The organism is Variovorax sp. J31P207, from assembly GCF_030316965.1.
In the GTDB taxonomy this organism is placed as follows: Bacteria; Pseudomonadota; Gammaproteobacteria; order Burkholderiales; family Burkholderiaceae_C; genus Variovorax; species Variovorax ginsengisoli_B.
In genome coordinates, this window is the sequence record NZ_JASZYN010000001.1 from 774033 (window position 1) to 792622 (window position 18590).

The following is an 18590-nucleotide window of genomic DNA, read 5'->3' on the forward strand; positions in this document are numbered from 1 at the left end:
ACTGGAATAATGCAACGCATGGATAGCAAAATCGCCACGCCGATCTCTTCGTTGTCCGAGGTCGGCGCCACCATTCGCAGCGCGCGCCGCCGCAAGAAGCTCTCCCAGACCGCATTGGGCGAGCGCGCCGGCCTGTCGCGCATGCCGGTCTACCGGCTCGAGGCTGGCAAGGACATCTCCCTGGCCTCGCTGCTCGCCATGCTCGCGCCGCTCGGCCTGGCGCTGAGCCTGGACCCGCGCGAGCCAGGGCCGCTGCGCGCGGCTGACCTCGCGAAGGCCTTCGCGCACCTGCAGGAGCCCGACGAGACGTGACGGCACTGCCCGAAAAACTGCGCGACCTGCAGTTGGCCGTCCATGGCCGGCCGCAGGCACTGCTCGCCAAGCGATCGATCTATTCGCTGGTCTATGAAGCGGAAGCGCAGCACCAGGTCGGCCTGGGCCTGCCGATCGCCGACCGCGTGTTCCAGGACGGCGACCTCTTTGCCGCCCTCGACATGAACCTTCCCGAGGGCTACCTGTTCGAGCGCATCCTGGCGCGTTTCGGCAAGTTCCAGGTCACCAAGATGCACCTGCTGGCCCTGATGGGCGCCGGCGCCATCGGCCGCGTGGCGTACCAGGTGCCCGGCGAAGCACCGCTGGGCGTAGGGGCCGCCGGCCTGGTCTCGCGCGACGACCTGCTCGCCGGCGGGCGCAGCGACGCCTTGTTCGAGGAACTGGTCGACGCCTTCATGGGCCCGGGCACCGGCCTGGCCGGCGTCCAGCCCAAGATCATGGTGCCGGTGGCCGACAAGGCAGTGGTGCCCGGCCCCAACGCCATCGTCAAGGCCGAGGGGCCGCGCTACCCCGGCCTGAGCGCCAACGAATGGCTGTGTCTGGAAGCCGCGCGTCACGCCGGCCTGCCGGTTCCGCGCGCCGACCTCTCGGCCGACGGCAAGCTGCTGGTGCTCGACCGCTTCGACATCCGGCCCGACGGCAGCCGCCTAGGCTTCGAGGACATCGCGGCCGTCATGCAGCTGCGTGTGCGGGAGCGACTTTCAAGCCGCAAGTACATCGGCAGCTACGAAGACGTGGCCGCGGCCCTGCGCCTGGTGTGCAGCGAGCCCGCGCCGGCCTTGCACCAGTTCTTCAAGCTGCTGGTGCTGACGGTGCTGCTGCGCAACGGCGACGCCCACCTCAAGAATTTCGCGGTGCTGTACGACGACGAGCGGGTCTGGCCCAGCCCGGTGTACGACCAGGTGACCACGGTGCTCTATCCCTACGAGCGGCCGGGCGGCATCGAGACCGTCGACCACACCCTGGCGCTCAAGTGGCGGCGCGGGGGGCGAAGTGGCGACAAGTCCCCGGCCCGCAGCTACCCGAACCGGGCCGAACTCGAGGCCTTCGGCCGCGACGTCTGCGGCGTGCATCATCCGGGCGCGGTGATCGAGCACAGCTGCGAGGCGATGAGTGCCGCGCTGGCGGCACCGCATCCGGCGGTGTCGGGGGAGTTGCTGGGGCGGATGACGGCCGTGTGGGATGGGGCGCGGGCGTGGATGCGGGTGGAGCGGGTGGGGGGTGGGGCGGGGCGGGGGGCGCGGGTATGACGTGGGTTGGCAGGTGGGTGACAAAAATGTCACCCGGCGTCGGGCTCCGGCAACAGTTTTCGTCACACTCTGTAACTAGAACGTGAACAAATGCGCGGCGAAGCAGGGTGAAGGGGGCGAAAACCGGGGTGGCACAGTTGCTGCGGTTACATGAGCGCACCGGGGGCCCTCCTCGGGCCCCTCAACCAACCTGGAGTAAGCAAATGAACCGTCGGAACATCGCACGCAACGTGCAAAAGGGCTTCACCCTGATCGAATTGATGATCGTTGTGGCGATCATCGGTATCCTGGCTGCTGTGGCGCTGCCGGCTTACCAAGACTACACGAAGCGTGCTCGCGTTTCGGAAGGTCTGGGTCTGGCTTCGGCTGCGAAGGCTAGTGTGGGCGAGTATTTTGCTACGAAGTCGGCTTGGCCGACCACGAACGCGATGGCGGGCTTGCCCAAGGATGTGTCGATCTCCGGTAATGCAGTCAAGAGCGTGGGTGTGGGCACCGGCGGCGTCGTCACCATCACCTACTCGTCTTTGGTCGTGAACAACGGAAAGCTGACGCTGACGCCGTCAAGCAAGAACGCGGGAAGCGTTGGCTGGACCTGCAAGAACGACAGCTCGCTGGCCCCCAAGTACGTTCCGTCTGAGTGCCGCTGAGTTTCCACTCAATTTGATTGAAAAAAGGCACCTACGTGCCTTTTTTCTTTTGTGGTTGAAGAATTCAATCGAGAGTTTCCTTTGACATCCGTGTTGACCAGCTCGCGCATCGACAGCATATCCGGCGCAACGTGGTTGCGCTGGGTGCTTCTTCTCGGCGTCATTGCAGCATGCTATGCACCGGGTCTGCATGGAAGCTTCGTTTTCGACGACGACGTCAATATCCTTCAGAATCAAAATCTTCGGATTTCATCGCTCCAGTGGGCGGAGCTATGGACAGCATCGTTGTCCGGTGACGCAGGCCCGTTGGGCCGGCCTGTCGCCCTGCTCACCTTCGCGCTCAATCTATTTTTCGGGGGTGCTGATCCGTATTATTTCAAGCTGGTGAATTTGCTGATCCATCTTGGTAATACCCTCCTGGTGGGTCTCTTGGCCCAGATCCTATGTCCGGCATTGCAGCGCAAAGGTGCACCTCGAGCGCTTGAACATGCGGCTAGCGGATGGTCTGGTTGGTTGACCGCGGCGCTGTGGGGCTTCCACCCCATCAATTTGACAGGCGTTCTTTATGTCGTGCAACGCATGACCAGTCTGTCGGCGCTGTTCGGATTCTGTGCCCTTTTGATCTATGCACGATATCGAGAAGGCACTAGCGATTCCGCGAATTTTCGAAGGCCTGGACTTTTGACGGTTGTCGTCGGATTCCTGGTCATGATCCTGCTCCTGCTCTCAGCATTGGCGAAGGAGAGTGGGCTGCTTTTTGCGCCCCTGTTGCTTTGGATCGAATACCTTGCCTTTGGATTTAGATTTAACGGAAAAGTTATTCGAATTCTCGGCATTGAGCTCCGTCACATCGTCACCGCGCTGGTCGGCTTGGCCTGCGCCTATGCCTTGCTATTCAAAATTCCGGCGATGCTAGCGCCGGCCGCTTTCGCGAGTCGCGACTTCGACGTCCGCCAACGCGGGCTTACAGAAGCGCGGGTGATTTTCTACTACTTGCGGTTAATCCTCTTTCCACGTCTTTCAGAGCTGTCGCTCTATCATGATGATTTTCCGATCTCGCAGTCTATTTGCAATCCGATAACAACGATTTTGTCGGTCGGTGGTCTATTGGTCATCAGTCTCGCGACGATCCTTTTGCGAAATCGCTTCCCCGCGCTGTTGTTCGCATGGGGTTGGTTTCTTATCGCTCACTCGCTAGAGTCAACGGTTTTTCCATTGGAGTTGGTCCACGAGCACCGCAACTATTTCGCCACCGTCGGAATTTGCATGATTTTTCCGATTGCCTTGATGAGTGTTGACAGAAATAAATTGAAACGTCTGCTGGTCGGACTGCTGGTAGGCTATCTGGTGCTCATTGGTTTCATCACTCACATTCGTGCCTTGCAATGGGCCAATATCGTGGATTGGGCAGCATTGGAGGCCTCCAACCATCCGCTTTCTGCGCGAGCCAACTATGAGTTGGCTCGCAACTACATGGTCTTAAGGCAGACCACCGGAAATGATCAATTCGGTGAACTGGCCGATCAAGCCCTGGTCCGAGCGACGGAGTCCTATCGACCAGGGATCTTGCCATATATGGCTAGGATTCATCTGGCCTATTTTCGGAACATGCAACCCGATTCGCAAATAGTAGAGAAGGCGAAGTTTGGGCTTCAGAACTGGCCCTTCAGAATTGTCAATACGGCGACATTGAATTCTTTTGTCTCTTGCCAAGTCGAACAAAATTGTCGCCTTCCGGACGAACAGGCGCTCGAAATTCTGAGGGCGGCGCTCGAAAATCCGATAATTCCAAAGAACGATGCATCTGAAATAAAAAAGCTCACAGCGCAATACTACATCAACAGGTACAACGATCTTGACAAAGGAATTGATCTGATCCTGCAGGCCCTGAAGCTCAGCGACCGGGCGTCGACCAGAATCATGTACGCGCAAGCACTGGCCTTACAGGGGAAATTCGAGGAGGCTCTCGGGCAACTGGACACCGCTGGACTGCGAGACAAGGATGCCCTTTTACATCGACAGATCGAACTCGAGCGACAAAATATTCGAGAGGCCGCGCAACGTCGATGAACTACAGTAAGAGCATGCTGATCTCCACGCCTGATTCCCGCCAAACAACGATTGCAGAACCCGGACATCGGAACCTCGAAGCGCTCGTCGGAGTGTCGGAATCGGTGGGGGTTCGCCAGCAGTCGCTCAGCATCGTGATTCCGGCGCGCAACGAAGCCGCTGGCCTCGCCCAACTGCTGCCGGCCCTCGCGCAAGCTTTACCCGGAGCGGAGATCATCGTCTCGGACGACGGATCGACTGACGATACGGCGGCGGTCGCTGAATCGCTCGGTGCACGCGTCTTCTCCCGACCGTATGGCGCCGGCAATGGGGCCGCCATCAAGGCCGGAGCGCGCGTCGCAACCGGAGACTTGATCGTGTTCATGGACGGTGACGGCCAGCATCGTGCCCAAGACGTCTTGCGCTTGCTTTCCGAATTCGGCAAGGGTTATGACATGGTGGTGGGGGAGCGCAACAGCAAGGGCCAAGCGAACTTGCATCGTGGCTGGGCCAACTCCTTCTACAACCGCCTCGCCTCCTGGATGGTCGGCCGCAAAGTCGGGGATCTCACCTCCGGCTTTCGGGTCGTGCGGGCCAGCCGATTCCGCGAATTCCTCTATCTTCTGCCGAACGGATTCTCCTACCCGACCACCAGCACGATGGCCTTCTTCCGAGCCGGCTACACGGTGGCCTACGTCCCAATAGAAGTGCAATCACGGATGGCGGGCACACAGAGCCACATCCGTCTCTGGCGCGATGGGCTACGCTTCCTGCTGATCATTTTCAAGATCGGAACCCTGTATTCGCCGCTCAAGTTGTTTGCGCCGGTGAGCATGGCTTTCTTCGCAGCTGGGCTGGCGAACTATGCCAAGACGTACTTCACGGAGGGGCGCTTCACCAACATGAGCGTGTTGATGTTCAGCGCCTCGGTGATCGTCTTTCTGATCGGACTGATTTCCGAGCAGATCACCGCGCTGATGTACAAGGACACGGACAACGGACAGCCGCAGCCGCCGCGTCAGCGACCCACCGAATGAGTGAGACGGGGCGTGAGGCTTCGCGGCCGACGTTGCTCGTGCTGGCGTCGACCTACCCTCGCTGGGAGGGTGATACGGAGCCGGGCTTCGTCCACGAGTTGTGTCGACGAATGACGTCGGACTTCCATGTGATCGCTCTCTGTCCGCATGCCCATGGTGCGCTGGAACGCGAGTTCATGGACGGTGTCGAGGTGATTCGCTATCGGTATGCGCCGTCGCGCTGGGAGCGCCTCGTGAACGACGGAGGCATCGTGACCAACCTGCGCCGCCATCGCTGGATGCTTGCGCTCGTGCCGGGCTTCGTGCTCATGCAGGCCTGGCATGCCTGGCGCCTGATGCGAAAACGCAAGATCGACGTGATGCATGCACATTGGCTCATTCCTCAGGGGCTCATCGCGGCATTGGTTCCGTTCTTCACACCGCAAGCGCCTCCCTTTGTCGTGACGTCGCACGGTGCCGATCTTTACGCCTTGCGCGGCGCGGCGCTTGAAGCCGTCAAGCGTTTCGTGGTCCGCCGGTCGGCTGCTGCCAGCGTGGTCAGCGAGGCGATGCGCGAAAAGTTGTTCGAGATCGGTGCCGACACCCGCAAGGTGAAGGTGCTTCCTATGGGCGTCGATTTGGTCAGTCGCTTCACGCCGTCGCCGACAGTGGCTCGCAGCGTCGACGAGATCCTGTTCGTGGGTCGGTTGGTCGAGAAGAAGGGCCTGACCCATCTGGTCGCCGTCCTGCGGCAGGTGCTCGACAAGTTCCCGCAAGCTCGGCTGACGGTCGCGGGCTTCGGCCCGGATGCCGAGTCCCTGGCCGCGCAGGTGAGGGCGAGTGGTCTTTGCGACTCAGTCACTTTTCTGGGAGCCGTCAAGCAAGACGAATTGCCCGCGCTCTATCGACGTGCCGCCATCTTCGTCGCACCCTTCGTGCAGGCCGCCTCCGGCGATCAAGAAGGCCTTCCGGTCGCGCTGATGGAGGCACTGGGCTGTGGCTGTCCCGTGGTCGTGGGCCATGTGGCCGGCATTGAAGACATCTTCGGCGTCTCCACGGCCGAATTGACCGTCGATCCCAAGAACCACGATGCACTGGCTGCGCGCATAGTTGAGGCACTGGCTGACCCTGAGCGTGCGCGGGCCCACGCGCTGAGAATCAGGGGCCAACTGCGCGATCGGCTTGACTGGAACCGGATTGCCGAACGCTACGCCGCCCTGCTGCGCAATGCCGCCCCTGGTTGAACGATGTGTTGCAGGCGGCTCTCCATTCGACCGATCAGCTGAGACCAGTCTTCGATCTCGATGCGAGGCCGAACTGGCGCAAGCAACTGGCGCTCGATCGCCCGGGTGAGTTGCTCGGCGTGGCCTGACTCGAAAAGCGCCTGAGGCGTTGCAGCGAACAAGGTGGACATCGCGCCGACGTCGGCCGCGGCGACGGGCAGGCCGCAGGCCAGCATCTCATAGGCCTTTTGCGGGAAGCAGAAGCGTCCGAAAGCTGTGTCCAGGATCGAGATGACGCCCACGTCGAGCGCACAGAACAGCTCGGCCACGCGCGCGTGCTCGAGTTGGCCGAGATCGTGTACACGAGGCCCCTTCGGCGCGGGTAGCTCCGGGTCCTGCGGCCCAGCGAGGACCAGATGCACGTTGGGCATTCGCTCGGACAAGAGGCGCCACGCATCGTAGAGCGGCAACACGCCCTTGTCGCGGTACAGACCGCCCGCGGTGCCAATCAGGCGCGCGTGTTCGGGCAGCCCGAGGGCGCGGCGGCAGGTCAATTGCTCGCGTGGACGGAACACCGCTCGGTCGACGGTGCTTTCCAGCGCAAGGACCTCCCCTTGCACTGCGTACTCTTCAAGAACGAACTCACGCAGGGGTGTGCTCGTGGTCGTCACCAGTGCGGCATGGCGGGTCGCGCTGCGCAGCGCCGGCACGAAGCCGGGAATTCGAGCTTGGCCGAAGCCTTCGAAATTGTCATAGAGATCGATGGCGTATGGCACCTTGAGCCGTCGAGCAAGCCACGCCGTCAGGGCCGCATGTGGAATGTCCGAGGCACCAATCAGCACGTCCGGCGCGAAGCCGCGAAGCTCGTCCAGGACCTGCCACGGATACGCAAGCAGGCCGGGCAGCGGCATGCGCCCCAGCGATCGGGCGCTCCACTGCAATTGGCCGGGTGCAGCCTCGTGGATCCATCTTCCCGCCGTCTGTGGTCTGTAGGCGAGGCACAGACCCAGGACATCGTGACCATGAAGCGCGAGCTGGCGCGGCATTTCGTAGAGCCGCGCATAGCGGTCCGAGATGACATCCTTGCTCATGTAGCGCCGCTTGCAAAGGAAGGCGATTCGCAACCCGTCCTACCTTTCGATCAGGCTTTTGGCCGCAGCCAGTGCCGAGCCGACGACCTGATCCATGTTCAGGTAGCGGTACTGCGCCAAGCGGCCGACGAAGGTGACGCCCGTCTCCGCCTCGGCCAACTCCCGATAGCGCTCGTACAGAGCATCATTGTCGTCAGAGGGAATCGGGTAATAGGGCTCGCCTTCAGCGTGCGGATACTCACGCACGATTGAGGTGCCGGCGTGCACTTGGCCGGTGAGGTGCTTGAATTCAGTGATGCGTGTGAACTCGTGGTCGTTCGGATAGTTGACCGTGCCGACCGGCTGGAATCGCTCCTGAGGAAGATGCACATGCTCGAAGCGGAGCGATCGATAGGGAAGCGGCCCGAATCGGCGATCGAAATAACTATCGATGGGGCCGGTGTAGACGATGTGGTCGAAGCCCCGCTCGCCGCGTGCGTCGGCATAGTCCACACCGAGCTGCAGCGTGATGCCGGGGTGGTCCAGCATCGACTCGAACATGCGCGTGTAGCCGTGCAAGGGCATGGCCTGAAACGAGTCGGTGAAGTAGCGGTCGTCCGTGTTCGTGCGCACCGGGACACGCGCCGCGACGCCCGCCTTCAGTTCCGACGGCGGCAAGCCCCATTGCTTGCGCGTGTAGTTCAGAAAGAACTTCTCGTACAGATCGCGGCCGACGCTGTTCAGCACCACGTCCTCGCTCGAGCGCACGGGATCGCGCGGCTCTCGTACGCGTTCGAAGAAGGCTGCCACACCGGCTTCGTCTAGATCCCAACCATAGAGGCGGTTGACGGTGTCTCGGTTGATCGGAAACGGGTAGTTCGTGCCGCCGACGACGGCCTGGACCCGATGCTCATAGGGACGCCATTGAGTGAAGCGCGACAGGTAGAGCGAAATGCGCTCGGCGTTGGTGTGGAAGATATGGGGGCCGTAGGTGTGGATCAGTACGCCCTGCGCGTCGGTCTCGTCGTAGGCGTTGCCGCCGATGTGAAGGCGGCGGTCTATCAGCGACACCCAGCATCCGGCGTCCGCCAGCTCGCGGGCGACCACGCAGCCCGCGAATCCAGCGCCCACGACACAGATGCGGCGCTTAGGCCCGGATGCCGTCTTGCCTGATGCGATCGACATTTAATAAAACCCGCAGAATTATCTGAACATAGAAAGGCGAGATCGCGGCCGAGCCTTCGAGCCAAAGCGTTGTCGCTTCGCGCGACCTGAATCGCGCAGAAAAGAAGGTTGCAACGATGGCTGCAATATCTACCACCCCGAGCCGCTTGCACAGGGTTCGCGTGCGTTCCGAAACGTGCTGAACGTCGGCATTGACTTTCATCGAGCTCAGAATCAAGGCGTCTTCCCGACTCGGTCGCATCAAGAATTCAGCGGCCATATGGCAGGTGTCGATGTGCCGGTTGCCGATGGCCATCATCAGCCTCGAATCGGAAGCTGCGGCTGCAGCATAGCGGCCTGCAAACGCCTGGATCTTCCTGGCCAGATCAATCTCTGCACGGGATCGAGTCTCAGCCGCAAATTGCGGAGCGAATCTTCCTTCGGGATCGATTGCGTAGCCGATCGTCGACGCACTGGGCGATGGCATGAAGCAGTGCTCGATGACGACCCTCCGTCTCGAAAAAATAGACCCTACGGGCGTAAATGAAAATGCCATTCCTGCGAGATCCGCCGAAAAGTGGTTCTTCGCAAGTCCGAAGTAGAAGCCAATCGGCGCCGTTTGGCCATGAAGTCTACCTTGAACGATTCTTTTCAACGCCGCCTGACAATTCAGGCTCCATCCTGCATCGACCAGCGCCCAAGGCGTGCCATCGAACATGTTCTGTTGCGTCAGGTAGCCCAACACGCCTTCCCGAAGGTGGCTCACGTGAGCCGCTAGGATTCTTCCTGCCACATCATGTTCCAGCAACGCTTCGACAAAGCTGTTGAACTGAATCTCTGTCAGCGGTGTTTCGTCGATCCGCTCTCCCGTCGCTTTCGAGATCAATTCCGCCTCATCGCGAGTCAACCCAAGCCGCTTCAGAACATCAAGTCGACTGTTCGATTGGGCTGGCGTGAACAGCAGCCGCTTCCAACTGTCGTCCGAAAAATCCAACGAAGGCGCCAGCCAAGCCTGTCTTGAGCCATGCAAGTACCTTAACTCGATGTCCTTGCTATCACCAACCAGGACGGAAGCGATCCGGAACAGGGTGTCCCCGTCTCGAGCAACAAAATAGAGCCTTCGGATGCCTTCCTCTCGAGCGCGCTTCAGGACCCAGTCCACAAAGCACACCAGAGTCGGTGCGACAGCAGAGAGAAGCGAGTCGATCGCCGCTTCTTCGGCGTCGGCCGTGAGTCTTAGCCGCTTCGACAGCGCTGCGTATTCGGAAGCCGCCTCCCCGGCCATTGACGACCTTGCGCGCAGGCGGTGCTCGCTTTTCGTCAGGTGGCTTCTCAAGAACTGACTGGCACGGATACCCAGTTTTCGAGGGACTATCAAATCTGCTTTTCGATCATCACCAAAATAGGACAATTGCCGCGGAGTAATCCCTTCCTTCTGCATCACAAGTTTGAAGAGCTCGCCTGAACGCTTGGTCAAGCTGGAGTCGCTCGACACATAGAGACCATCGCCCGGAATCATCATGCCGAATCGAAGCAGGGTTTCCTCGAGGTAGTCTCTGGGCAAGTACATGTCTGATATAAAAATAATTCTCTTGCCCTTCGCCCTTTGCGAATTTATATGGTCTATTGTTTCTGAAATCGGGTATGTGTATTCCCGCTCCAATTCCATTTCAATTTCGATCAGTGCGGTCGCTGGAGCGGGAAGTTCGATGTCGAACGATCGATAGATCGCACTGATGTGTGCGGTGCGTTTTCTACCCAAAAGTCGGTTCGCTTTGCGCTCCGCGAGAATTCTGTGAAGCATGAAGCGATGTGCAAAGGCGGGAGCTTCACTTGTTTGTGGAAAGAGGGCATGTATTTTCAATCCGAGCGCATAGAAAAGGTCAACAGGCGCGGCGAGTCTACGGGAAATGCAAGTGTCGTAGACATCGAAGCCGCAGCAGATGACATCGCCTTTGATTTTGTCGCTCACGGATTCAATTCCTATACTTTTCACGCAGTGACTCGAGCGCTCGATTGAGACGGCGTTTTGGAAGCATTGTCCGTTCAAAAAACAGTGGATGTATCATCCCGCCAATTTTCGTGCGATACCATCCCACATCCGGGTATGTACCCGGGAATTGGTTCATGATTCGCACGATAACTTCAGTCCAATACCTCGGATTCAGATAAAACGAATTGTGCGCACAAAACCAAAGTCCATTGGCAGCTGCCGATGCTCTTTCGTTCGTCAGACTCGAGTTTGCCTTCAATTCATGAATCAGCTGGAAACTCAGTTCGGCGGTCAGGCGATGTATCTTTTCGATGGAATCTGATCGCGATGTTCTTGGGCCATCATGCTGGCGCCACATCCCGGCGACCCCCGGAACCTTTGCCCAAGAGATTTCCCGCCGGCAAAGCTGATATGCCCAATGAATATCTTGCCCAATGTCGACAGCCGGGCTCCATCGACTACGCTCGATGAAGCTTCGCCGGTAGACGTGAGCCGTTGGCAAGGTGAGACGCTTGGAATCAAGCGTAGCACTCACGGGATCGTCGGAATCTGGCACGGCCCAGATTTCCTGAGACCGGCCGTCTGCGGTGACAAGTTCCACCGCAGCGGAGCACAGATCGAAGTCATGGGACTCCATGGCTTCATATTGACGTACTGCTGTATCAGGGTAGATCTCGTCGTCATCATCCAGAAACCGTACGTACTTGCCGCTGGCGCGATGCAAGCCTGCGTTTCTCGCAACGTTGCCATGACCGACCTCGATCGGGAAAAAACTCACTCGTGAATCGTTGAGGTATCTATGCAGCAAAGTTTTCCAACTCTCGTCGCTGCCATTCGGAATCACAACGACCTCGATGTCGGCGCCCATGCCGGCCAGGGCGCTTTCGATCGCTTTGTGCAAAAAATGCGGCCGCGAAGCGGTGGGAATGACGACGCTGACCAAGGGAAATTTCATGTTGATATTTCATCCGCAATTCAGATGATAATTTCTCGCTCTGCAATTACAGGTTCTTTGCCAGAGAAACGTCAAAAATTTGTAGCATCGCACGTACCCAACCTCTGTTGATGAACCAACTGAGAAGACCATACAGAATGAAGCTCAAACCACAACCTATTGCGAGTCGCATCAATCCAGCATCCATCATTGAAGTGGCCGCCACGGCTGTAGCGCAGCTGATCAACGACGCAATCAATGCGGGAACCGATTGGGCAATGTACTCCTTGAGTGAAGCGCCGCAGAGGGGATAAACAAGGTATCGCCAGGCAAAAATGTATGTGGCACCCTGCGTGAGAACCAGCGTCCACATCAAGCTCTGCATATTTCCAAAAATACCGTTAAGCCAGATCATCGGCCCCACGATGGCCAGCAGCGCAATATTCCAATAGAGTGCGCGACGCGTCTCTCCCGTTGCATAAAGCAGAGTGCCCACGGGATTTCCCGTCGACCGGATCAGGCTCCATGCAGAAAAACCCTGGAGAAAATAGATCGCACCTCGCCATTGACTTCCGTAAAGTACCAGAACTATATCTTCTGCGAAGAGGCCCAAAATCGCATAGAGAAGAAAATTGATCGCCGACACCATTCGAATGGTGGCCATATACAGCGTCTTCAGCCGAGCTCGATCGTTCTGCGCTTCTGCCATGATGGGCAAGCTGAGCTTTGTAATGATCGGATTTACAAAACTGTTGGCTAGCCGTAAAGATAAATCCCTTGACACAGAATAAAACCCTACCGTTGCCGGCGGCGCAATGGATCCTGCGACCAAGACGTCTAATTGCATTCTGGCTATGTTCGCAAAATTCTCTCCGGCCAAATGAAGTCCGTACGTGATGTATCGACTGAGTCCGCTGGCATGGAGCCGGAAGCGGGGCCTCCAGTCATTAACCAGAAGAATCCACGACATCGCGCTGTTCATCAAGGCGGTTGCAAGCATTCCCAGTACAAGCGCGTAAACCCCCATGCCTACAAGTGCGGCAAATACTGCAATGACGACGCCCGTTATCGAGGAGGCCAGTTCCACCCAAGCAACAAGCTTGAAATCTAACCTTTTTTCTGCCAAAACTCTCAATTGTTGCCCGAAAGCCGTGAACGGGAAAACAAGACTGCCTAAGGCGATCGCCGTTGGCATGGAAGAATTGTCGTACAAACGACCCAGTAGTGGCGCGGCAATGACAGTCATAGCTGCCAAAATGCAGGCGACGAGGAGGTTGAGGAAATAGAGTGACGACAGCGTATCTGAGGGTATGTCCTGAAAGTGAATGAGCGATCGGCTGAGACCGAGATCCGCCAGAACGATGGCAATTGAAATGAAGCCGGATATAACGGCCATTGTTCCAAATTCATGCGGGCCTAGCAGTCGTGCCAAAATCATCGTTTGCGCCAACTGGAGGATCAAGCGACCGAAAGCCGAGAGCGCGGTCCAGCGTCCTGCGAGTACGGTGCTGTCTTTGAATTTCACCGCTTGCGCGCCGTTACAAAATAGCCGGCGGTTTCCTCTTCCGCGTGCCAATGGCGATCGAGTGCCCTGGCTGTGACTTGCCCTATAAACCAGAATGGCACGAGGCAGGCTCTGATGGCAAATCGAAGAATTTTTGGGCCTCGGATGAGCCGTACGGTCTGGTAGTTGAGCTTTAGTATCCACATCGACCAAAAGCCGGATGTGGGCGCGATCTTGATATCTACGAAGCCGGCCTTGCGCAAGTGGTAGTCGAAACCGTGGCGTGTGAATCGCTGGTAATCCCAAGGGGCTTCGTGAAGCCACCACTGGAATGGGGCGGACAGTGTGATGCCGCCGCCAGGCCTGAGAATTCTCCATGCCTCTGCGAGCATGGTGTCAGGCTCCGCCAAGTGTTCAATCACCTCGAACGATACGACATTATCGAAGGTGCGGTCCTCGAAAGGAAGGCGGTGATTCAAGTCGGCGACGACGTCGGCGCGCAGCCCGTGAAGCGTGTTCTCCCAGTCCACGCCGAGATAGCTGTCACAGTGCGCTTCAATATCAGGCGCGAATGGCCGGACGCCGCAACCCAAATCGACCACTGCGCCGGTGAGTCGGGGTAGGCGCATCTGCACCTGACGGTTCACGAGCTCCTTGATCAGCCAATTATGTGTGAACCTATGGACGGGGTACATCAGCCTGTTTGATTTTCGGTAATTTTTGAAAAACGAAAAAATCGGCGAAAGACGTCAATTCATGATTTCCGTCGTATGGGTACTTGTTTTTGATGATGTCGACAAGTCGCCAGTGGGATTGGTGAGCCTCGATCCAGCGAGTGAATTTTCGATGCTTGACGTGATCTGCCTCTACCTCAGAGTTGTCGTCCGTATTTGATGAATAGATGACAACGAGGTTGCGCGAAGAATCAAAGAGCCGGCGCATGTAGTCGTCAAAAACGTCGTCCTCGATTAAATGAAATATAACATCGAGCGACAATGCTAGATCAGCCTGATGTTTGGAGAGGTTGTAGTCCTCCAAATACATAAAGTTCTTGGTGTGGTCTCCGAAAAACTTGGCTTTGCAAAGTGCGATCGCATCTTTGCTGACATCGAATCCCGTGTATTTTGGATAATTGGCAAGCGTGAGCTGATTTCCATCCCCACTTCCAAATTCAATGACATTGTCTATTTTTTGATCGACTACGATCTTGTTCAGCACCTCGGCTTTGAATTCGGCTAGATGGTTGTAGGAGCCAGCGCCGGAGTTGCCGCCCCTGCGATACCTCTCACGCCAATAATCTGTTGAGTTCGTGAACTCTCTTTTATTTCTGAAAATTCGGTCGATGATTCGCTTCATGGCCGTTTTGCGTCCTGGGACATTTCTGCATAGATGGCGGACAGTTTTTCCGATTGGCGGAAAAGGTCGAAATTCTTCCCGACGTAGTTCACACCGCATGCGGACAATCGCTCGAAAAGAAGGTCGTCCGCCAATATGGCTACTATATGTTCCTCTAGCGTGGCGACGTCCATCTCGCCATGCCGGAATCCTGAGCTACCGTGGAGTATGGCCTCCTCGGCGCCTCCTCGGGCCGATGTAACCACGGGCAGGCCCGAAGCCTGAGCCTCGAGCAGGACAAGCCCCAGTCCCTCCGCGTCGCCATTCGACGCCGTGACGCTTGGCAGGCAGAGTACTCGGGCTTTTGCCATTTCGTACCGGATGCACTCGCCTGGCAACGCACCTGTGAAGATCGGGGCGATGCCTAGATCAACGGCTTGCTGCTCGAGCTGCGCCCGCAGGGGCCCGTCGCCGACGATAACAAGCTCTGCGTCCGGGACTCTCATCCGGACGCGGGCAAAAGCCTGTAGAAGGTAGGTCGCGCCTTTCTTCTCGACCAACCTGCCGACGAACAGCACCCGCTTCGCGCGTGGACCCGTTGACGCGACACTGGGCGCAAACAGAGCGGTGTCGACGCCGATGTAGTGAAGGGAAATTTTGTCGCGGGGAATTCCGTATGCCACCGCGCGAGAGGCGATGGCCTCGGAGACGGCGATGAAGTGCACGTCGGACTCCCGTGTGAGCTGCAGGAGCTTGGCAGGGTAGCTGCGTTGCCGTCGCCCGCCCTGACCGCTTTCCCACCACGTCCTTTGGATGTTGATGTCATAACCGTGCAGGGTGACCAGCATCGGCAAGCCGAGTTTGCGCGCGTAAGGCCAGATGTCGATGGCGGATGGGCCGAAGTGGGCGTGCACCAGTTCGGCGCCCAGGCTGCGCAATCGCCGCAAGACGCCGGGATGGGGCCGCCCCCAGCGCCGCGCCAGCCGGAACACGAGGCGCTGCCATGGTGGCGCGTCGTCCGGCAACAGGGTCATGATCTCCAGCCCCGTAAGCGGAAGTCCGTCGCGCAGCACGCGCTCGCCTACCAACACTGCATGCCATGACCTGAGCGCGAGGGCCTGCGATTTGATGAAGGTCTCGGAGTACGGCAGCAATGCTGACGTATAGACAATGACGGTGGGCAGCGGCGTGGCCGGGTTCATCGACACCTACCGCGCGCGTTTGCGCCGATGGCGGCAGCGTTCGCAGGGAACGCAGAAATCTGCAAGCCGCTGTGAGTTTTGCGTGATCTTGCTCATATGCGCTACGCTCGTGTGCAATTGTTGATCCCTTTGAATGACCTTAACCTGATGAACCATCGCGAATCCTCTGCCCGTACCGTCGGCATCGTTGGCCTCGGCTATGTCGGGCTTCCGTTGGCCTTGCGTTTTGCGGAGGTCGGTACCCTTGTGCTGGGCTTTGACATCGACCCGGCCAAAGTGGATGCGATCGCGGCGGCTCACAGCTATATCAAGCACATCGGTGACGAGGCGCTCGCGCAGGGAGTCAGTCGGGGTTTCTCTGCCACCATTGACTTCTCTCGCGCCGGTGAAGTCGACGCCCTGATTATTTGCGTCCCAACTCCTCTCGACAAGCACAGGGAGCCCGATCTGCGTTTCGTCACCGGAACGATGGATGCATTGCTTCCGTACATTCGGCACGGGCAGTTGGTTGCGCTCGAAAGCACCACCTATCCCGGTACGACCGTCGAAGAGTTGAAGCCGCGGCTTGAATCGCTTGGCCTCGAGGTGGGCAGGGATGTGTTCTTGGTGTTCTCTCCGGAGCGCGAAGATCCGGGCAATCCCGACTTCAAGACACAGACCATTCCGAAGGTGGTCGGCGGATGCACACCGGCTTGCTTGGCGGCCGGCGTCGCACTTTACAGAAATGTGATCGACACAGTCGTGCCCGTGAGTTCCACCCAGGTCGCGGAAATGACCAAGCTCCTCGAGAACATTCATCGCGCGGTCAACATTGGGTTGGTGAACGAGATGAAGATCATCGCCGATCGCATGGGCATCGACATCTACGAGGTCATCCGCGCCGCTGCAACCAAGCCCTTCGGTTTCGTCCCTTACTACCCCGGGCCGGGCCTCGGCGGCCATTGCATCCCGATCGACCCTTTCTACCTGAGTTGGAAGGCGCGAGAGTACGGCGTCAATACCCGCTTCATCGAGCTTGCCGGCCAGGTCAACAGCGACATGCCGCAGTGGGTGATCCAGAAAGTGAGCGACGCGTTGAACGAGCGCGAGCGCGCCGTGAAGGGCAGCCGCATCCTGGTCCTCGGCATTGCCTACAAGAAGAATGTCGACGACATGCGCGAGTCGCCTGCCGTTGTGCTCATGGAACTGCTCGAAGCACGCGGCGCCATCGTGGCCTACGCGGACCCTTGGGTGCCCATATTCCCGACCATGCGCGAGCATCACTTCGACCTCTCGAGCGTCGAACTCACGCCCGAGTCCGTGGCTTCGTACGACGTGGTGCTGGTGGCAACGAATCATGATGTGTTCGACTATCCGATGATCCAGGCGAACGCCAAGCTGATCGTCGATACGCGAGGCGTCTACCTGGAGCGGGCGTCCAACGTCGTGCGCGCCTGAGTCCGCTGCATCTGCCAAGTCTCGTCGCTATACTGCGGCCGTCACGTCAAAAATGGCGTGATCGGGATTGGCGTCCCAAGTAACTGCTGCGACGCAAGCCGCAGTCTCTACCGCAGTAAGTCTGCGGCTTCGTCGTTCGTGCCTCCATTTTTTTGGCGGCTCGGGCAGGGAGCCGCGAGGCTCGCCGGTTTGCGCAAGCAGTTCCCGGTACGCCAACCTGTTCGAGTCGCCGCCACCAATTGGCGTTGGGTGCGGCGGTTTTTGCAAACCGAACTGCTTGGAGGCCATCATGGCTAAATCCTCTCGCGCACCCGCGCACTCCCCCGCAACGCCCGCCCAAAGCCGCGCCATCGACGTCGCCGACCGATTGGGCGACCTCAAAGATGTGTACCGCGCCTGCGTCTGCATCGAGCGTTTCATCCGGCCCTTCCACCTGCGCGAGCACGACGAGTTCAGCGCCACGCCGGCCGAACTGGGCGCCCTCGTGGCGGCGGTCAATGCGGAGTTCGAGCTCCGCATGCAGGCCATCGATGCCGCCTGCGATGCGCTGCAGAAGGTGCTGCGCAAGGCGGCGCGCAAGGCCCTGAAAGCAAAGGCGAAGGCGCGATAGACGCGCTGCTGAATCGGCATCACTGCGAATTGCCGATGGCGCGATCTGTAGCAGTGTCCGAGATCGCCCGCGGCCGAGTCGTCATTAACGGCAGGTTGTCAAACACGACTTCCACCCGTACCCTGGATTTCACCGACCGCCCATCGATCTGGCCGGGCGAAAACCGCGCCGCCATGAACGCCTCGCGCGCAGCCTGCTCGTAGGCCGGCGGCAGCGCCGCCTCGTCGGCGGCCACGTGGTGCACACGGCCGTCCTCGTCGATGAACAGCGACAGGATGCCCACGTGGCGGCTCGAGTCCGCCAGGCCTTCGGGTGCTGCAATGATCACCGGCGACCGAGCAACGGGCGGGACTGACAGCAAGGGGCGGGGCACATATTCGTCGTCCACACTGGTCGCGACGGGAACCGCGATCGCCGGCGTGCCCGACTCGGCGGCGACCGGCGGAGCATTCTCCGCGGCATGCGTCGTCGGCGCCTCAGCGGGAGGCTCCGGCGTGGGGAGGAGGCGCGAGGACGTTTGCGAACTGACGCGAGGGGAGGGTTTCGCCACGGCGGCCGGGGCGGGCCGCGACGGCCCGTCATGGGCCGCGGCGCCCGTCTCCGGCTTCGCTGCGCCGTCGACCAGCCGCAGCCTCAGATTGCCCGGCGAGCCCAAACTCGCATGTGTGGCCTGCCCAGGCCGCTCCGTGTGCGTTTGCATGGTCAACAGCATCAGGTGCGCCGCCAGCGAAGCAGCCACGCACAGCGGCAAGGCGTAACGCGTGTGCATGTCGGTCCATCCCGATGCGCGTGCGGGCCGAGGGAGCCCGCCTGCGACCGCATC

Annotated in this window: 17 protein-coding genes; 8 read left to right on the forward strand and 9 right to left on the reverse strand. The window is 59.2% G+C overall.

The annotated features are described in order from the left end of the window. The first annotated feature begins 18 nt into the window (after positions 1-18). The 6 genes from QTI68_RS03675 to QTI68_RS03700 all read left to right on the forward strand — a co-directional run bounded on the left by QTI68_RS03675 (position 19) and on the right by QTI68_RS03700 (position 6539). On the forward strand, positions 19-312 hold the full coding sequence (locus QTI68_RS03675) for a helix-turn-helix domain-containing protein (RefSeq protein ID WP_286519725.1): 294 nt from the start codon (positions 19-21) through the stop codon (positions 310-312). Further along, entirely contained in the window at positions 309-1583 is a 1275-nt protein-coding gene (locus tag QTI68_RS03680; RefSeq protein ID WP_286519726.1) for a type II toxin-antitoxin system HipA family toxin, read from the forward strand. Before QTI68_RS03675 ends, QTI68_RS03680 begins: the two co-directional genes overlap by 4 nt. Positions 1584-1786: 203 nt before the next feature. Next, positions 1787-2230, forward strand: a complete 444-nt coding sequence (locus QTI68_RS03685) for a pilin (protein WP_286519728.1) — start codon at positions 1787-1789, stop codon at positions 2228-2230. A gap of 93 nt (positions 2231-2323) precedes the next feature. Then, positions 2324-4300 carry a tetratricopeptide repeat protein gene (locus tag QTI68_RS03690; protein ID WP_286519729.1) on the forward strand — a complete coding sequence of 659 codons (1977 nt, stop codon included), beginning with the start codon at positions 2324-2326 and terminating at the stop codon, positions 4298-4300. Further along, positions 4297-5316, forward strand: coding sequence for a glycosyltransferase family 2 protein (locus tag QTI68_RS03695; RefSeq protein ID WP_286519731.1), 1020 nt, complete (start codon positions 4297-4299; stop codon positions 5314-5316). Before QTI68_RS03690 ends, QTI68_RS03695 begins: the two co-directional genes overlap by 4 nt. Beyond that, positions 5313-6539 carry a glycosyltransferase gene (locus QTI68_RS03700; protein WP_286519732.1) on the forward strand — a complete coding sequence of 409 codons (1227 nt, stop codon included), beginning with the start codon at positions 5313-5315 and terminating at the stop codon, positions 6537-6539. The genes QTI68_RS03695 and QTI68_RS03700 overlap by 4 nt, the downstream gene beginning before the upstream one ends. On the opposite strand, the gene QTI68_RS03705 is transcribed toward QTI68_RS03700, so the two are convergent. The 8 genes from QTI68_RS03705 to QTI68_RS03740 are packed head-to-tail and all read right to left on the reverse strand — an operon-like array spanning position 6503 to position 15720. Then, positions 6503-7609 carry a glycosyltransferase family 4 protein gene (locus QTI68_RS03705; RefSeq protein ID WP_286519733.1) on the reverse strand — a complete coding sequence of 369 codons (1107 nt, stop codon included), beginning with the start codon at positions 7607-7609 and terminating at the stop codon, positions 6503-6505. The genes QTI68_RS03700 and QTI68_RS03705 overlap by 37 nt on opposite strands. Positions 7610-7648: 39 nt before the next feature. Next, entirely contained in the window at positions 7649-8773 is a 1125-nt protein-coding gene (glf, locus tag QTI68_RS03710) for a UDP-galactopyranose mutase (RefSeq protein ID WP_286519734.1), read from the reverse strand. Next, a complete protein-coding gene (locus QTI68_RS03715; protein ID WP_286519736.1) occupies positions 8736-10724 on the reverse strand; it encodes a hypothetical protein in 1989 nt (662 codons plus the stop codon). The genes glf and QTI68_RS03715 overlap by 38 nt, the downstream gene beginning before the upstream one ends. Positions 10725-10728: 4 nt before the next feature. Next, positions 10729-11700 (reverse strand): glycosyltransferase family 2 protein, encoded by a 972-nt coding sequence (locus QTI68_RS03720; RefSeq protein ID WP_286519737.1) that lies wholly within the window; start codon positions 11698-11700, stop codon positions 10729-10731. Between the two features lie 46 nt (positions 11701-11746). Continuing rightward, the gene (locus QTI68_RS03725) at positions 11747-13204 is read right to left on the reverse strand and encodes an MOP flippase family protein (protein WP_286519738.1); all 1458 of its coding nucleotides are present in this window, start codon (positions 13202-13204) and stop codon (positions 11747-11749) included. Beyond that, the gene (locus QTI68_RS03730; protein WP_286519739.1) at positions 13201-13830 is read right to left on the reverse strand and encodes a class I SAM-dependent methyltransferase; all 630 of its coding nucleotides are present in this window, start codon (positions 13828-13830) and stop codon (positions 13201-13203) included. The genes QTI68_RS03725 and QTI68_RS03730 overlap by 4 nt, the downstream gene beginning before the upstream one ends. 31 nt (positions 13831-13861) lie before the next feature. Then, a complete protein-coding gene (locus QTI68_RS03735) occupies positions 13862-14539 on the reverse strand; it encodes a class I SAM-dependent methyltransferase (RefSeq protein ID WP_286519740.1) in 678 nt (225 codons plus the stop codon). After that, entirely contained in the window at positions 14536-15720 is a 1185-nt protein-coding gene (locus tag QTI68_RS03740; protein WP_286519741.1) for a glycosyltransferase, read from the reverse strand. Before QTI68_RS03740 ends, QTI68_RS03735 begins: the two co-directional genes overlap by 4 nt. Positions 15721-15867: 147 nt before the next feature. On the opposite strand from QTI68_RS03740, the gene QTI68_RS03745 reads away from it, so the two are divergent. Together QTI68_RS03745 and QTI68_RS03750 are read left to right on the forward strand one after the other, a co-directional pair. After that, positions 15868-17157 (forward strand): nucleotide sugar dehydrogenase, encoded by a 1290-nt coding sequence (locus tag QTI68_RS03745; RefSeq protein WP_286519742.1) that lies wholly within the window; start codon positions 15868-15870, stop codon positions 17155-17157. A 289-nt stretch (positions 17158-17446) separates the two neighbouring features. Further along, positions 17447-17767: a hypothetical protein gene (locus QTI68_RS03750; RefSeq protein ID WP_286519743.1), complete on the forward strand. Its 321-nt coding sequence runs from the start codon at positions 17447-17449 to the stop codon at positions 17765-17767. 19 nt (positions 17768-17786) lie between these two features. On the opposite strand, the gene QTI68_RS03755 is transcribed toward QTI68_RS03750, so the two are convergent. Continuing rightward, positions 17787-18536 (reverse strand): energy transducer TonB, encoded by a 750-nt coding sequence (locus QTI68_RS03755; RefSeq protein WP_286519744.1) that lies wholly within the window; start codon positions 18534-18536, stop codon positions 17787-17789. Positions 18537-18590 lie beyond the last annotated feature (54 nt).

Coding starts and splice junctions, on each gene's coding strand:
- QTI68_RS03740 (WP_286519741.1), bottom strand. CDS start 15,720: ATGAACCCGGCCACGCCGCTGCCCACCGTCATTGTCTATACGTCAGCA.
- QTI68_RS03700 (WP_286519732.1), top strand. CDS start 5,313: ATGAGTGAGACGGGGCGTGAGGCTTCGCGGCCGACGTTGCTCGTGCTG.
- QTI68_RS03720 (WP_286519737.1), bottom strand. CDS start 11,700: ATGAAATTTCCCTTGGTCAGCGTCGTCATTCCCACCGCTTCGCGGCCG.
- QTI68_RS03750 (WP_286519743.1), top strand. CDS start 17,447: ATGGCTAAATCCTCTCGCGCACCCGCGCACTCCCCCGCAACGCCCGCC.
- QTI68_RS03735 (WP_286519740.1), bottom strand. CDS start 14,539: ATGAAGCGAATCATCGACCGAATTTTCAGAAATAAAAGAGAGTTCACG.
- QTI68_RS03755 (WP_286519744.1), bottom strand. CDS start 18,536: ATGCACACGCGTTACGCCTTGCCGCTGTGCGTGGCTGCTTCGCTGGCG.
- QTI68_RS03675 (WP_286519725.1), top strand. CDS start 19: ATGGATAGCAAAATCGCCACGCCGATCTCTTCGTTGTCCGAGGTCGGC.
- glf (WP_286519734.1), bottom strand. CDS start 8,773: ATGTCGATCGCATCAGGCAAGACGGCATCCGGGCCTAAGCGCCGCATC.
- QTI68_RS03705 (WP_286519733.1), bottom strand. CDS start 7,609: ATGAGCAAGGATGTCATCTCGGACCGCTATGCGCGGCTCTACGAAATG.
- QTI68_RS03695 (WP_286519731.1), top strand. CDS start 4,297: ATGAACTACAGTAAGAGCATGCTGATCTCCACGCCTGATTCCCGCCAA.
- QTI68_RS03745 (WP_286519742.1), top strand. CDS start 15,868: ATGAACCATCGCGAATCCTCTGCCCGTACCGTCGGCATCGTTGGCCTC.
- QTI68_RS03685 (WP_286519728.1), top strand. CDS start 1,787: ATGAACCGTCGGAACATCGCACGCAACGTGCAAAAGGGCTTCACCCTG.